General features: G+C 67.0%; 11 protein-coding genes. 1 reads left to right on the top strand and 10 read right to left on the bottom strand.

All coding sequences use genetic code 11. From position 1 onward, the window contains the following. Positions 1-167: 167 nt before the first annotated feature. From N1F91_RS13575 to N1F91_RS13620, 10 genes are all read right to left on the bottom strand, one after another. Positions 168-1,865, bottom strand: coding sequence for a hypothetical protein (locus tag N1F91_RS13575; protein WP_289992839.1), 1,698 nt, complete (start codon positions 1,863-1,865; stop codon positions 168-170). Continuing rightward, positions 1,862-3,010, bottom strand: coding sequence for a chemotaxis response regulator protein-glutamate methylesterase (locus N1F91_RS13580; protein WP_289992840.1), 1,149 nt, complete (start codon positions 3,008-3,010; stop codon positions 1,862-1,864). Before N1F91_RS13580 ends, N1F91_RS13575 begins: the two co-directional genes overlap by 4 nt. Positions 3,011-3,018: 8 nt before the next feature. After that, complete coding sequence (locus N1F91_RS13585; protein WP_289992841.1) at positions 3,019-3,900, bottom strand: CheR family methyltransferase; 882 nt, start codon at positions 3,898-3,900, stop codon at positions 3,019-3,021. A 43-nt stretch (positions 3,901-3,943) separates the two neighbouring features. Next, on the bottom strand, positions 3,944-4,417 hold the full coding sequence (locus N1F91_RS13590; RefSeq protein ID WP_289992842.1) for a chemotaxis protein CheW: 474 nt from the start codon (positions 4,415-4,417) through the stop codon (positions 3,944-3,946). Positions 4,418-4,431: 14 nt separating this feature from the next. Continuing rightward, complete coding sequence (locus tag N1F91_RS13595) at positions 4,432-6,258, bottom strand: methyl-accepting chemotaxis protein (protein WP_289992843.1); 1,827 nt, start codon at positions 6,256-6,258, stop codon at positions 4,432-4,434. Positions 6,259-6,324: 66 nt separating this feature from the next. Next, on the bottom strand, positions 6,325-8,058 hold the full coding sequence (locus N1F91_RS13600; RefSeq protein ID WP_289992844.1) for a methyl-accepting chemotaxis protein: 1,734 nt from the start codon (positions 8,056-8,058) through the stop codon (positions 6,325-6,327). Positions 8,059-8,083: 25 nt separating this feature from the next. Beyond that, a complete protein-coding gene (locus tag N1F91_RS13605) occupies positions 8,084-8,551 on the bottom strand; it encodes a chemotaxis protein CheW (RefSeq protein WP_289992845.1) in 468 nt (155 codons plus the stop codon). Next, positions 8,548-10,596: a chemotaxis protein CheA gene (locus N1F91_RS13610; protein WP_289992848.1), complete on the bottom strand. Its 2,049-nt coding sequence runs from the start codon at positions 10,594-10,596 to the stop codon at positions 8,548-8,550. The genes N1F91_RS13605 and N1F91_RS13610 overlap by 4 nt, the downstream gene beginning before the upstream one ends. After that, positions 10,593-10,961, bottom strand: coding sequence for a response regulator (locus N1F91_RS13615; RefSeq protein WP_289992849.1), 369 nt, complete (start codon positions 10,959-10,961; stop codon positions 10,593-10,595). The genes N1F91_RS13610 and N1F91_RS13615 overlap by 4 nt, the downstream gene beginning before the upstream one ends. After that, on the bottom strand, positions 10,958-11,296 hold the full coding sequence (locus N1F91_RS13620; protein ID WP_289992850.1) for an STAS domain-containing protein: 339 nt from the start codon (positions 11,294-11,296) through the stop codon (positions 10,958-10,960). The genes N1F91_RS13615 and N1F91_RS13620 overlap by 4 nt, the downstream gene beginning before the upstream one ends. 398 nt (positions 11,297-11,694) lie before the next feature. Between N1F91_RS13620 and N1F91_RS13625 the strand changes: the two genes are divergently transcribed. Continuing rightward, the gene (locus N1F91_RS13625; protein ID WP_289992851.1) at positions 11,695-15,078 is read left to right on the top strand and encodes a transglutaminase family protein; all 3,384 of its coding nucleotides are present in this window, start codon (positions 11,695-11,697) and stop codon (positions 15,076-15,078) included. The last annotated feature ends 2 nt before the right edge of the window (positions 15,079-15,080 follow it).

The raw sequence follows: 15,080 nt of genomic DNA on the forward strand, positions 1-15,080 counted from the left end.
GGGGCGTCGACCCCTTTGTGTCTCTCCATTCGTCGCAGCGTGAAACTGCATCTGTCGCCCTGCCTTGCAGTCCTTGCTGGCCTGCCATGGGCGCGTTTTATCCGATATCCATTAAGGATCGGCGAAACCGAGGACCACGGACCGCACGGGCATCGAAGTCGGCCGGATCATTCTCCCATGGCTGTGCGCCGGGCGGCGATGCGGGCGGCGAAGGCGTCGTGAATACGGCGTTCGTCTTCCATCGTGTAGCCGCTGCGTAGCCTGTCCAGCGTTCCGAGCAGCGAGGCGACGAGCTCGTCGTTCTCGACCGCGGCGGGCAGGCCCTCGCCCGCGGCCAGCCGGGATGACTGATCGGCAAGCTCGGCCGCACGCGTGCGACCGGTCCTGATGTCGTATGCCGCGTCTTCCAGGGTCTTGGCCATGCCGGGTCCTTCCGCCTCGAGGGTGTGTATCGCGTCGCTGGTCCGTCGGTCGATCGTCATCAGAAGATCGACGGCGGACCGCGCCGTGGCTTCGATCCCGCCGATCTCGCGCGCGAGGTCGCCGCTGGCGTCGGCCCGGATCCTGTCTGTCACGCCCGCGCAGGCGCGCAGCGCCTCCACGGCTGCCTCGGCCGAGGCCACGGTCTCCATGGTCAGGTCCCGCAGCTGCTGGGCCACGACGTTGAGTGCCCGGCCGCGGCTGCCCAGCTGGGCGCATTTCACGGTCGCGTTGAGGCTGAGGATCCGCATCTCCGCCTCGACGTCCTGGACCACCTCGACATGCGCCAGCAGCTCCGCGACGGCACTGGCCATCCGTCCGGCGAGGGCATCGAGTTCGGTCCGTTCGGCCGCGCAACGGCGCAGCAGCGATATCGCCTGGTGCAGTTCCTTCGCGAGGGAAGAGATCGGGCCCTCGCCGGAGCTCCCCGACCTCCCCACCAGTGCCGCCGCCGAGCGCACCATGTCGAGAGCGTCGCGGGAGAGGCCGACGAGGGCGTCCTCGGCCGATGCCATGTCAGCATCGTATTCCGCGACTGCGGCGGCGAGTTGCTCCGCCTGCAGCTTGCCGATTTCCCTCAGCTGTGCCTCGGCGGCATCCGCCCCCGCCTCGTCATCCATGCCCGCGCCGGTTCCCGGCACGAAAGCCCGCTCGGCGTGCTCGATGCGCTGCCGAATGCGATCGCCGGACTGCAGGGACAACACGACGGCGCCGACGCGGGCCGCGATCTGGCGGACCGTCTCGCTCGTACGCTGACCGACGTCAGCGGCCGACCGCCGCCGGTCCTCGACCCGCTCCAGACGCGAAGCGAGCTTGTCGCCGAGGTCGGCCAGCGTTCCGGAATGCGAGAGCTCGAAGGTCAGGCGCTTGTCGGCCACCGCCTTCAGATCGCTGCGCAGGCGGCGGAACAGGTCGGAGAAGCGGCTGACGGTGGTCCCGGCCTCGCGCGAGAGGCGGTCGATGTCGATGGTGAAGACCTCGAAACCCTCGACCTGGCCGAGTTCGGCGGCGACCACGCGCGCGTTCACCGAGAGGATGCCGATCATCTTGACGCTGCGCTGCAGATCCGAGATCGGCGAGGCCGAGGCGGCGAGCGCCCGGCTCAGGTCGTCCATCGTCTCGCGCTCGCGTCCGAAAGCGGCGGTGACCTCCCTTGCCCGGTCGCCGATCGACGCGATGTCGCGACAGGCCTGGTCGAGTTCCGCGCTGCGGATATCGCGCGGCAGCGCCTCGAACAGAGCCGAGTTGCGGTTCAGATCGCCGACGCACCGCAAGAGCCTGCTGCCGGCGCCCGCCACGGACATATCGATCGTCGCGCGCGTATCGGCGAGGTCTTCCAGGATGGAATGCCATGCCGAGCCGGGAGAAGCCGCGGGCGCGTTCATCGTGCGACTTTCTCCGTGTCCGCCACGCGCGCCTGCTTCATGATCTCGGCGGCGATGGTGCCGAGGGGCAGAACCTTGGCCACCGCGCCGCGGTCCACCGCCTCCTTCGGCATTCCATAGACGATGCAGCTTTCCTCGTCCTGCGCGATCGTGAAGCTGCCCATGGCGCGCATCTCGAGCATGCCTGCCGCGCCGTCGTCGCCCATGCCCGTCAGGATGACGCCCATGGCGTTGGCTCCGGCATTGTGGGCGGTCGACCGGAACAGCACGTCCACCGACGGGCGGTGACGCGACACGTGCGGTCCTTCGACGATGTCGACCACGTAGCTGCGCCCCGTCCGGCGAAGGAGCATGTGGCGATTGCCCGGCGCGATCAGCACCCGTCCGCGCAACACCGCATCGCCCTGCTCGGCTTCCTTCACCGTCGGCGGGCAGAGCGTGTTCAACCGCTTTGCAAAGGTTCCCGTGAACTTCTCGGGCATATGCTGGACGATCAGCACCGGCGGACAGGAGGCGGGCAGGCCCTCCAGCACGGTCCGCAGCGCTTCCGTCCCCCCGGTCGATGCACCGATACAGATGATCGGCTCGGTCTGGGGGATCATGGCGCGCAGGGCGGCCATTCGTCCGGCCGACAGCGGCGGAATGATCGCGTCGGCCTTGAGCTTCGGTTCGACGGTGAGGGTCGGGGCAGGCCGGCGGAGCGTGCGCAGCCGTGCATGCGCGGCCGCTTTTGCCGCGTCGCAGATGCGCATGCGCGATTCGAGCAGGTAGTGCGCAGCGTCCATTCGTGGCTTCATCACCACTTCGACCGCACCGGCCTCGAGGGCCTGCATGAAGATGTCGGACCCTTCCTGGGCGAGACTGGAACAGACGACGACCGGCAGCGGGCGCTGCGACATGATCTTTCGCAGGAAGGTGAGCCCGTCCATCCGTGGCAGTTCGATGTCGAGGAAGACGACGTCGGGCACTTCGGCGCGAATGCGGTCGGCTGCGATGTAGGGATCGGCGGCCGTCGCCATCACCTCCAGATCGGGATCGGCGTTGATGATGTCGCTCAGCGCCTGGCGGACCGACGCCGAGTCATCGACGATCAGGACGCGGACCTTGCCGCCGGCGCGGGCGGATTCGGGACTGGTTTCGGGCATGACCGGCCTCAGATCTTCTGGAACACGGCCGGCGCGACCTGCGCGAGGCCCGGCAGGTTGCCCACCATCGATTCTGAGTGGCCGAGCATGATGTAGCCGCGCGGTCGCAGATGTCCGACCAGGCGCTTCACGACCGCGCTCTGATCCTCCTTCTCGAAGTATATCAGCACGTTTCGAACGAGAACGATGTCGACGTCCAGGTCATAGGGATAGGTCTCGTCCATCAGGTTGAGCCGCTCGAAGGAAGCCAGGCGACGCAGCTCCGGGACGATCCTCACGTCCGGGCGCAGGGACTTGCGGACCGGTTCCATGACGTAGCGTTCGCGCAGGTCCTTCGGCACCGGGGCCATCATGTCGGCCGGATAGACACCCGAACGCGCCTGATCGAGCACCGCCGTGGAGATGTCGGTGCCCAGAATGGCGAAGCGGAAGGCGTTTCGTTTCGTGGTCATGTCATGCAGCACCATGGCCGCGGTGTAGGCTTCCGCACCGGTCGATGCGGCCGCGCTCCAGATCTTCAGGAGCGGCATGCGTTCCTTCGAACGCTCCGCCAGCAGCGCGGGCACCAGCCGGTCGCGCATGATGTCAAAGTGCTCGACCTCGCGAAAGAAGTCGGTCTTGTTGGTGGTGATGACGTCGATCAGATGCGTGATCTCCGAGTCGAGCGTCCGGGTCTCGATCACGAGCCGGCAGTAGGTCTGCATGTCGGGAATATCGAGCGCGCGCAGGCGCTTGCGCAGGCGGCCTTCCACCATCAGCCGCTTCGTCGGTGGCAGCTTGATGCCGACCTTGTTGCCGATGAAGGTCGCCAGGCGTTCGAAGTCCCTGTTCGAGAGGCTGTCTGCGGGATCGGTATCCATGTCCGGCAGGCGGTTTCGTGCGGCTAGCATTGCAGTCTCCTGCTGCCGGGCTCGCGGCCCGGCATATTGCGGTTCAGTTGGGGAGCGGTGCGTCGAGGCCGTCGACGTCGGAGAGGGAGAAGAGGCGGTCGAGATCGAGCACGGTGACGAAGGCGCCATTGCGCCGGCCGATGCCCGCGATGACGCGGGAATCCCAGCGGCGGCCCGTCGGCGGCGGCGGCGAGAGCGTCTCGTCGTCGAGCACGGTCACCTCGAAGACCCGGTCCGTCTTGAGCGCAAGCCTCAGCTCGCGGCCATCGGCATGGAAGCGGAGCACCACGATGCGGGTGTTCTCGTCGTCGCCGGCGACGGGCAGGCCGAGCGTGGCGCGAAGGTCGAGCACCGGGATGCCCTCGCTGCGTACGTCGATCATGCCCAGAAGGTTGGCGGGTGCCTTGGGCAGGCGCGAGATCGGCCTCAGTTCAAGGATCTCCTGGACCATCTCGACCGGAGCGGCGTAGATTTCCTCGGCGGCACCGAGCGTGACGAACTGTGACGTTCCGGACATGATCCTGGCTCCCGTCAGGCTGCGTCGCGCCGCGTGAACTCGGCATCGAGTTCGTCGGTTCCGGCGTCGAGCTCGAGGTCGAAGCCGCCCTTCGCGTGGTCGCGGCGGGCGCGCTTCATGTGCGGCGCCGCCGTCGCGACCGCCTGCCTGAGGTGGTTCTCGCGCTGTGTGGCTCCCTTGCCGGCAGGTTCGGCGGCGCGGGCCGGCGACCGTTCGCCGGCAGCATCGATGCGGAAGTAGGCGATGGCGTTCTGGAGCTCGCCCGCCTGCATCGACAGTTCCTCGGCGGTGGTGGACATTTCCTCGGCTGCGCTCGAGTTCTGCTGCGTCACCTTGTCGAGCTGCTGGATCGCGCCATTGATCTGCGACGCGCCGACATTCTGCTCGCGGGTCGCCGCCGTGATCTCCTCGACCAGCTGCGCCGTGCGCTGGATGTCGGGCACGAGCCTGCCGAGCATCTCGCCGGCGGACTGCGCGGCCTTGACGGTCTCCGAAGAAAGCGTCGAGATTTCGGCCGCCGCTGCCTGGCTGCGCTCGGCGAGCTTGCGGACCTCGGAGGCGACCACGGCGAATCCGCGGCCGTGCTCGCCGGCCCGGGCAGCTTCGACCGCCGCGTTGAGGGCGAGCAGGTCGGTCTGGCGAGCGATCTCCTGCACGACCATGATCTTGGAGGCGATGGTTTGCATGGCGCCGACGGCCTTCTCGACGGCCGAGCCGCTGGCGATGGCGTCGGCGGCAGACTTGCGGGCGATCTTCTCGGTCTGCGAGGCGTTCTCGGCACTCTGCTTGATGGTCGAGGCCATCTCCTCCATGGAGGCCGAAGCCTGTTCGGTGGAGGCAGCCTGCTCGGCCGCGCCCTGCGAGAGCTGTTCGGCGGTGGCGGACAGCTGCTGGCTGCCGGACGAGACATTCTCCGCGGCGCCGCTCGCGTTCGTGACAACAGCGCGCAGCCGCTCGACCATCCGCTTCAGCGAAAGGCCCATGGCGTCCTGGTCGGAGCGGGGCTCCGGCTCGACGCGCAGGTCGCCTGCGGCGATGGCGTCCACCACCTTGGCAGTGTCGAGGAGATTGTCGACCATGAGCCTGAGGCGGGCGAGGATGCTGGCGGCATCGCCCTTTGCGGTCAGGATCTCGACCGACAGGTTGCCGTTCGCCACCTCGCCGACGATCGACCGGACGTAGTCGGGCTCGCCGCCGACATTGCGCATGATGCCGGTGGTGATCCGCCAGGCGATCACGGCGCCGATCGCGGCTGCTGCGCCGACGGTGGCGAGCGTGGTCATGAGCGCAAAGCTGAACACGGCGTCGTTCCTTGCGCTCGCTGCAGCGCCGCCTTCGGCGCTGATCCGGACGAGCGTGTCGAGAAGCTCGTTGAAATGTTCGAACTTGGTCAGCGCCGGCCCGTCATATACGCGCATCGCCGCCTCCTTCTGGCCCTCCGCCGACAGGCGCATGGCCTTGTCGTGCTCTGCCATGTAGGCGTCGAACGTCTCGCCGAACTCCTCGTAGACGGAGCGCTCCTGGTCGGACGCGAGGAGTGCCGCGTAGCGCCCGCGCTCCTCCTCGATCCGGCCCAGCAGGGTCTTGACGGTGGACGACCAGCGATCGAGCGCTGACCCCTCCGTCGCAACGACATGTTCGAGTTCCGCGACGCGAAGGTCGGTGATCAATGTGTTAAGGCGGTGAACGGAGTCGATGGAGGGCATCCAGAGCTTGACGATTTCAGTGGACGCGCCCTTCATGCTGCTCATCTGCCACGTGGCCAGGACGCCGAGGGTTGCGGTCAGCAGGATCAGGAACCCGAAACCGGCTCCGAGCTGCGCCTTGAGGCTGAGTTTCATCGTAAACATCCTTGTATTGAGACTGGGCAATGGGCGCGTGCCCGTGCACGCGCCAGGGTTATCGGATCAGGCCGCGTGGCGGCGGGTGAACTCGGTATCGAGGCTGTCGCCGCTGCTGTCGAGTTCGAGGCTGAAGCCGCCCTTCTGCTGGCGGCGAGAGGGAATGCGCGGAGCGTGGGCGACAACAGCCTCGCGCAGATCATGCTCCTGTGCGGCTGCCGGTCGCCGGGCCGGCGCGGGCTTGACTGCGGACGGGGTCGCCTTGTTCGAGGCATTTGCGGTGTCGATGCGGAAGTAGGCGATGGAAGACTGGAGCTGTTCGGCCTGGCTGGCGAGTTCCTCGGAAGTGGCTGCCATTTCCTCGGCCGCGGCCGTGTTCTGCTGCGTCACCTTGTCGAGCTGCTGGATCGCGGCGTTTATCTGCGCCGCCCCGGCATTCTGTTCGCGCGAGCCGGCCGAGATCTCCTCGACGAGCTGTGCGGTTCGCTGGATGTCTGGCACCAGCCGGTTCAGCATGCCGCCCGCCGACTGCGCGGCCTTGACCGTGTCGACGGAGAGGGTCGAAATTTCGGCGGCGGCGGCCTGGCTGCGCTCGGCGAGCTTGCGCACTTCCGATGCGACCACCGCAAAGCCGCGGCCATGTTCGCCGGCCCTGGCGGCTTCGACGGCGGCATTGAGGGCAAGCAGGTCGGTCTGCCTGGCGATCTCCTGCACGACCATGATCTTGGTGGCGATGGTCTGCATCGCATCGACTGCCTTGCTGACGGCGGCGCCACTGGCGATGGCGTCGGCGGCGGACTGGCGAGCGATCTGCTCGGTCTGCGCGGCGTTGTCGGCGCTCTGCTTGATGGTGGAGGTCATCTCCTCCATCGAGGCAGACGCCTCCTCGGTCGAAGACGCCTGTTCGGTCGCGCCCTGCGAAAGCTGTTCGGCCGTCGCCGACAGTTCCTCGGAGCCGGACGAGACGTTGCGGGCGGCCGTGGTGACCTCGCCGACGACCGAACGCAGCTTGGCGGTCATGTCGTTCAGCGCGTCCACCAGATCGCGGATCTCGTCGTTCGAACGGACTTCGGCGGTGGCGGCCAGGTCTCCGGCGGCAACCGAGTTGGCAAGGTTGACGGCCGAGGTGAGGTTCCGTTTCACGCTGCGGGTAAAGAATGCGGAGAAGGTTAGGGCGGCCAGGGTGGAGCCGACACCGAGCGCGATCATCAGCGTGGAGAGCATCTGGAAGAGTCCTTCCGAAAGGCCCATCAGCTTTTCCACCGTCTGGTTCTGATAGGCGCTGAGCTCGACGATCTCCTTCAGGGCCGGTTCCAAGGCCGGATAGAGGTCGTTGGCGATGAAGGTCTCGAGCGCGACGGCGTCGCGTGCCGCGATGATGCCGTCGAGCTTGTCGATCGCGGCATCGGCGGTCGCGAGGTGCGGCGTCAGGCGGTCGACGATGACCTTTTCATCGTCGGTCAGGGGCGTCAGCAGATACGCGTCCCAGTCCTTCTTGATCAGCGTCCGGGCGTCTGCAACTTCGGTCTGGACCGTCTGCCACTCCGCAACGCGGTTCTTCAGGTTCACGGCCCCGGTCGGGATCGCTATGCCATAGGAATCCGATATGTCCTTCAGTTGCTGCATCGGCACGACCCGATCGACGTAGATGGTGACGATCTTCTTGTGCATCTCGTTCAGTCCGTAGTAGCCGGCACCGCCGACGGCGGCGATCGCCAGGAAGGAAACGGACTGGATGAGGACGATCTTGGCGGCGATCGACTTGAGGGCGCCGCGCTTCTTGGTTTCGGTCTGGGACATCGTCCTGGTCTTTCGGTTCTGGCGGTCAGGCCGCGGCAAGCGTTGCGAAAATATTCTGAACGTTGGGGATGATGACGAAGGTGTCGTTGCGCCGGGCAATGCCGAGGACGAGTTCTGCGGGCCAGCGCATCCCGACGCGAGGCACCGGCTCTCGCGAGGAACCCTCGAGGTCGACGACTTCGTAGACCTTGTCGGCGAGGACGCCGGCGATGAGGCGCTCGCCGTTCTGCTGGACTTCGACCACCACGATGCGGGTGTCTTCGGTCGCCGGCCGGCGATCCATGTTGAACAGGACGCGGAAGTCGGCGAGCGGCACCACGCTGCCGCGCACGTTGATCAGCCCGAAGACTGCGTCCGATGCGCTGGGCACCCGGGTGATCGGCACCACTTCGAGGATTTCGCGGACGCTTTCCGCGTCGATGGCGAAGGTCTCGTCGTCGAGCCGCATCGTCAGGGCGCGCATGGCCGCGTTGGTTTCGACTGTGCCGTTCATGCGGCCCTCCCGATGGATCTGCTGGTGCTGCGCTCGTCGCTGTCCTGGCCGGAGCCGACGAGGTTCAGCACGTCGAGGATGAGGGCGACGGAGCCGTCGCCGAGGATGGTCGCGCCGGAAAAGTTCTTCAGCCCGGCATGGAGCGTCGAAAGCTGCTTGATGACCGTCTGGTTGTTGCCGATGATCTGGTCGACGACCAGGCCAACGCGGGTTTCGCCGGACGAGACGATCACGACCTTCGGGTGAAGGTCGGCCGGAGCGTCGGTACGGAACAGTTCGCGCAGCCGCAGATAGGGAACCAGAGCGCCGCGGACGTTGAGGAAGCTGCGTCCTTTCGGTGCGCGCTCGGTGTCCGTCGGCAGTTCGACGCATTCCTCGACTGCGGCCAGCGGGATCGTGTAGCAGCCGTCGCCGACCCGGACGAGCAGGCCGTCGATGATGGCGAGCGTCAAGGGCAGGCGCAACGTCGCGGTCGTGCCGTGGCCGGGCCTGCTGGCGATGTCGATGCTGCCGCGCAGGCCTTCGATGGTCTTCTTGACCACGTCCATGCCGACGCCGCGGCCTGACAGCGCGGTCACTTCCTTGGCCGTCGAGAAGCCGGGATGGAAGATCAGCTGGAACAGCTCGTTTTCCGTGAGCACCTGGTCGGCCGCGATCAGCCCGGCTTCAGCCGCCTTGGCGCGGATACGCTCGGCATCCAGGCCGGCGCCGTCGTCTGCGATGGAAATGGCGACTTCCGCTCCGGCATAGACGGCCGAAAGGCGGAGCGTTCCCGTCGGCGACTTGCCATTCATGATGCGGGTGTCGGGCCTTTCAAGCCCATGATCCGCGGCGTTTCGGATCAGATGCACCAGCGGGTCGGCCAGCTGCTCGATCATGGTCTTGTCGAGCTCCGTCTCCTCGCCGCTGGTGACGAAGTCGATTTCCTTGCCCAGATCGTGCGAAAGGTCGTGCACGAGACGGCGGAAGCGTCCGAACAGCGACCCGATCGGCACCATGCGGATACCCATCGTCGTGTCGCGCAGGCTTGCGCTCAGCCGCTCCATGTCCTCGGCGACAGACTTCAGGTTCTGGTCCGTGGAGACCGACGCGAGCTGGCTCAGCCGAGCCTGCGCGATGACCAGTTCGCCGACGCGGTCCATCAGCGAGTCCAGCCGTTCGGCGGGCACGCGCAATGACGTGCCCGCCTTGTCTGCCCGGAAGGAGCGGGCGGGAACTGCCCCACTACCGCTTTCGCTCCTTCCGGCCCCGGTCGCCGCCCCTTGAAGAGAAGTCGGGGCGGCGTGCCCCACCGAGTCGTCGTTCTGGTCGTTCAGGTTGGTCCGGTCGCCGGCCATGTCGGGCCCTTGCACGTCGAGCGGCTCGATCACGAGATCGTCTCCGGTCATGGAGAGGAACATGAAGACGTCCTCGACGCTCTCGCGCGGCACGCCGGCCTGCAGCGTGACTTCCCATCCCAGGTAGGAGGCCTCGGGATCCAGGGCACCGAGCTCGGGAACCCCGCCGATGACCGCGCGGATATCGCACGGACCGAAGGCGGACAGTTCCTCGAGCAGGAGGATCGGGCTGGTTCCAAGGATCAGCGCGTCCGACGGCAAACGGAAGCGCACCCTCCACCCCGGGACCGATACGGCTGCCGATGAATGTTCGGCTGCCGTAGTCGGTTCGCGGGTGCTGCTGCCGACGGCCTCGCGCAGAGCGTCGAGGATCGGTTCTCCACCGATGTCGCTGGCGTCGGGTGACTGGACCAGCGCGTGGATATGGTCGCATGCGCCGAGCGCAATGCGGATCAGGGCCGGGCTCGCCGGGGTCTTGCCCTTGCGAACGCCGTCGAAGACGGTCTCGAACTCGTGCACGAAGGCGGCAGCGGCCGTGTAGCCGAACATCGCCCCGGAGCCTTTGATGGTGTGGAGGGCGCGAAACACGCTGTCGACGAGCGCGAGGTCACCGGGCGTCTGCTCGAGTTCCATGAGGCCGGCCTGGAGGGTTTCGAGAAGCTCCGCTACCTCTGTGCGGAAGGTCTCGTTGGCGTCGGTCATGGTCATGCGCCCGCAACCTTCTTCACGACGGCCAGGAGCTGATCCTGGCGGAACGGCTTGACGATCCAGCCGGTCGCGCCGGCGGCCTTGGCCTGCTGCTTGAAGCTCTCGTCGGACTCCGTCGTCAGGAAGACGATCGGAATGCCGCGGCTCGACGGATGCGTGCGATACTTGCGCACGAAATCGAGGCCGTTCATGCCAGGCATGTTCAGGTCGGTGAGGATCGCGTCGACGGGCGCCGACGTGGCCTTGTCGTAGCCGTCGCTTCCATCCACCGCCTCGACGACCGAGTAGCCGGCGGAGGCGAGCGTGAGGCTCACCATCTGGCGCACGGACGAGGAATCGTCGATCGTCAGGATCGTCTTGCTCATGCTGCGTTCCTTTCGTCGAAGGCGATCCCGGTCCAGGTGCCGCCGTTGCGGAGCAACTGCGCATCGAGCGGATTGGACAGACCGGCCTTGTTCATGACCTCGTCGAGCGCGCCGCCGGGCGCAGCCAGCACCTCGAGCCGCTTGCCGAGGCAGCGCGCAAAGCTGTGGGCGGCCACCAGGATCTGCAGGTGGCAGACATCGACGGACTGAAGCTCGCTCGTGTCCACCGTGACTTCGGCGCCGGTGGACAGGGCTTCGAGGAAGTCGCGGGCGGAGCGGGCTCCGTCGCGGATCGTAAGATGACCCTTCCAGCGAATGACTTGTTGAACGTGCATTTTCACTCGTCTCTCTGGTTTCGTTTCGAGCGTGCCTCACACGCCCCTTGTCGTGCCAACACATCAGCAACGAGCGTGCCACTTTTGAAAAATCCAATGAAATCAGAGGAAAGCCATGTTTTTTCGGCGGCAGGACGAGGCCGGATCGCCAGGATGCCGCGCGCAGCTTCGCAGTTTGCAATGCGCTCTTTGCAGATCGGGAAACGGGGAGGGGCGCGCCTGCGCCGGCGCATCCCGGAGGCAGCCCCGCCGCTCCCTGCGTCTCATGCGGGCGAACGGATCAGGGAATGGGGGTGCCGATCGGGAAAGGTCGATGAATCGAACCGCGTCCGGCCAATACGATTGTGCATCGCAACGGAATGTGGAACGACTTTACCAAGACCAACGGCAGGGATCCCATGTCCATAAAGGCGGCCATCCATCACCTTACCGCGTATCGCTACGACCGGCCGGTTACGCTCGGGCCGCAGATCATCCGTCTGCGCCCGGCGCCGCACAGCCGAACGCGCGTCATCTCGCATTCGCTGAAGGTGACGCCTACCGAGCACTTCGTGAGCTACCAGCAGGACACCTACGGCAACTGGCTGGCGCGTTTCGTGTTTCCCGAACCGGTGACGGAGTTCCGGATCGAGGTCGATCTCGTCGCCGACATGACGGTCTACAATCCGTTCGACTTCTTCGTGGAGGAGAGCGCCACCACCTGGCCGTTCGACTATCCCGAGGACATCCGCGGCGATCTCGACGTCTATCGCCGGCCAGCGGAGGCCGGGCCGAAGCTCCAGGCCTTCCTCGACACGATCGACCGAAGCCCCAAGGGCACCGTGGATTTCGTGGTGGACCTGAACGCGCGGCTGGCGCGCGAGATCGGTTATGTCATCCGGATGGAGCCCGGCGTCCAGGAGCCGGAGGATACTTTCACGATCGGCACCGGCTCCTGCCGCGATTCCTCATGGCTTTTCGTCCAGATCCTGCGCCATCTCGGCTTCGCCGCGCGCTTCGTTTCGGGCTACCTGATCCAGCTCAAGCCGGACCTCGTCGCGCTGGACGGACCAGCCGGGACGGAACACGACTTCACCGACCTGCATGCCTGGGCGGAGGTCTTCATCCCGGGCGCGGGCTGGATCGGGCTCGATCCGACATCGGGACTGCTCACCGGCGAGAGCCACATCCCGCTTGCCGCGACGCCGCATTACCGCAATGCCGCGCCGATCTCCGGCGGCTATTTCGGGTACGCCGAGACCGCTTTCGACTTCGACATGACGGTCTCGCGCGTGGCCGAGCATCCGCGCATCACCAAGCCCTTTTCAGACGAGTCGTGGGATGCGCTCGACGCGCTGGGGCGCAAGGTGGATGCGGCGCTGGCCGCGGGCGACGTGCGGCTCACGATGGGCGGCGAGCCGACCTTCGTGTCGATCGACGATTTCGAGGCGCCCGAGTGGAACACCGAGGCCGTCGGCCCGACCAAGCGCTTCTTTGCGGACCGGCTGATCCGCAAGCTGCGGGACCGGTTCGCACCCGGGGGCTTCCTGCACTACGGCCAGGGCAAGTGGTATCCCGGCGAGACGCTGCCGCGCTGGACCTTCTCGCTCTACTGGCGCCGCGACGGCAGGCCGATCTGGAACGACCCGGCGCTGATCGCGCCCGAGGGCGGCATCGGCGAGGTGCGAAAGGACCAGGCCGAAGCGCTGCTGCAGGGCATCGCCAGCCATCTCGGCATCGAGCCGGACCACGTCCTGCCGGCCTTCGAGGATCCGGGCGAATGGCTGCTGCGGGAGGCGAACCTGCCGGGGAACGTGACGCCGGAAAATTCGCGGCTGAAGGATCCGGAAGAACGGCACCGCATGGCGCGCGTCTTCGAGCGCGGCCTGACCGAGCCGTCAGGCTATGTCCTGCCGGTGCAGCGCTGGCAGGCGAGGGCGTCCGGCCACCGCTGGCGCTCGGAGAAGTGGAAGAGCCGCCGTGGCTACATCTTCCTCGTGCCTGGAGACAGTCCGGTGGGTTACCGCCTGCCGCTCGGTTCGCTGCCGTGGATCGCACCGTCGCACTATCCCTTCGTCAACCCGGCCGATCCGACCGAGCAGAGACAACCGCTGCCGGAGGCGTTCGCCTCCGCAGGCGGGGCTCGTGCGCGACCGGAAGGTTCGGAGGGCGTGGGCATGGGCACGGACGGGCTCGGCGGCACGGCGCAGCCGGTCGCGTCGTTCACGGCCGCCGATTCTCGCCAGACACGCGTCGAGCAGGGCGCGAGCGAACTAGAAGGCGCTGTCCGCACCGCGATCTCGGTCGAGCCGCGTGACGGACGCCTGTGCGTGTTCATGCCGCCGGTGGAGCGGCTCGAGGACTATCTCGAACTGGTGGCGGCGGCGGAGCAAGCCGCACGTGATCTCGGCATGCCCGTCCACATCGAGGGCTATGCGCCGCCGGTCGACCCGCGCATGAACGTGATCCGGGTGGCGCCCGATCCGGGCGTCATCGAGGTCAACATTCACCCGGCGTCGAGCTGGGAGGACTGCGTTGCCACCACAGAGGCGATCTACGAGGAGGCGCGCCAGTCGCGGCTGGGGGCCGACAAGTTCATGATCGACGGCCGCCACACCGGCACCGGGGGCGGCAACCACGTCGTGGTGGGCGGCGCGACGCCGACGGACAGCCCGTTCCTGCGCCGGCCGGACCTCCTGAAGAGCCTGATCCTGCACTGGCAGCGGCATCCGAGCCTGTCCTACCTGTTCTCGGGCCTGTTCATAGGCCCGACCAGCCAGGCGCCGCGCATCGACGAGGCGCGCCACGACGCCCTCTACGAACTGGAGATCGCGCTGTCGCAGATCCCGAGCCATGGCGAGGCGGCGCCGCCTCTGCCGTGGCTCGTCGACCGCCTGCTGCGCAACATGCTCATCGACGTCACGGGCAACACGCACCGCGCCGAGATCTGCATCGACAAGCTCTACTCGCCGGACGGCCCGACAGGGCGGCTCGGTCTCGTCGAGTTCCGCGGCTTCGAGATGCCGCCCAACCCCCGCATGAGCCTTGCCCAGCAGGTGCTGATCCGGGCGCTGATCGCCCGTTTCTGGAAAGCGCCGCTCACCGGCACGCCGGTGCGCTGGGGCACCGTGCTGCACGACCGGCTGATGCTGCCGCACTTCGTCTGGGAGGATTTCCTCGACGTGCTGCGCGATCTGTCGGACCACGGGTTCTCCCTGCGGCCGGAATGGTACGAGGCGCAGGCCGAGTTTCGCTTCCCTTACTGCGGCGAGGTCGAGATCGAAGGCGTGCACCTCGAACTGCGCCAGGCGCTCGAACCCTGGCACGTGCTCGGCGAGACGGGAGCCATCGGCGGCACGGTGCGCTACACCGACAGTTCCGTCGAGCGCATGCAGGTGAAGCTCACCACCATGAATCCGGAACGCTACATCGTCGCCTGCAACCGCCGCCGCGTCCCGCTGGCGAAGGCTTCGACGGGCGGCGTCGCGGTTGGCGGGGTGCGGTTCAAGGCCTGGCAGCCGGCCATGGCGCTGCACCCGGTGCTGCCGATCAACGCGCCGCTGACCTTCGACGTCTTCGATACATGGAGCGGGCGCGCCATCGGGGGGTGCGTGTACCACGTCGCGCATCCCGGCGGGCGCAACTACGAGACCTTCCCGGTCAATGCCAACGAGGCGGAAGCGCGGCGGCTTGCACGGTTCGAGCCGCACGGCCATACGCCCGGCGCCTACATGCCTCAGCCTGAAACCCCGCATCGGGAGTTTCCCATGACGCTCGACCTGAGACGCGCGCCAGGGGTCTGATG

Source organism: Aquibium sp. ELW1220 (assembly GCF_030398385.1).
Taxonomy (GTDB): domain Bacteria; phylum Pseudomonadota; class Alphaproteobacteria; order Rhizobiales; family Rhizobiaceae; genus Aquibium.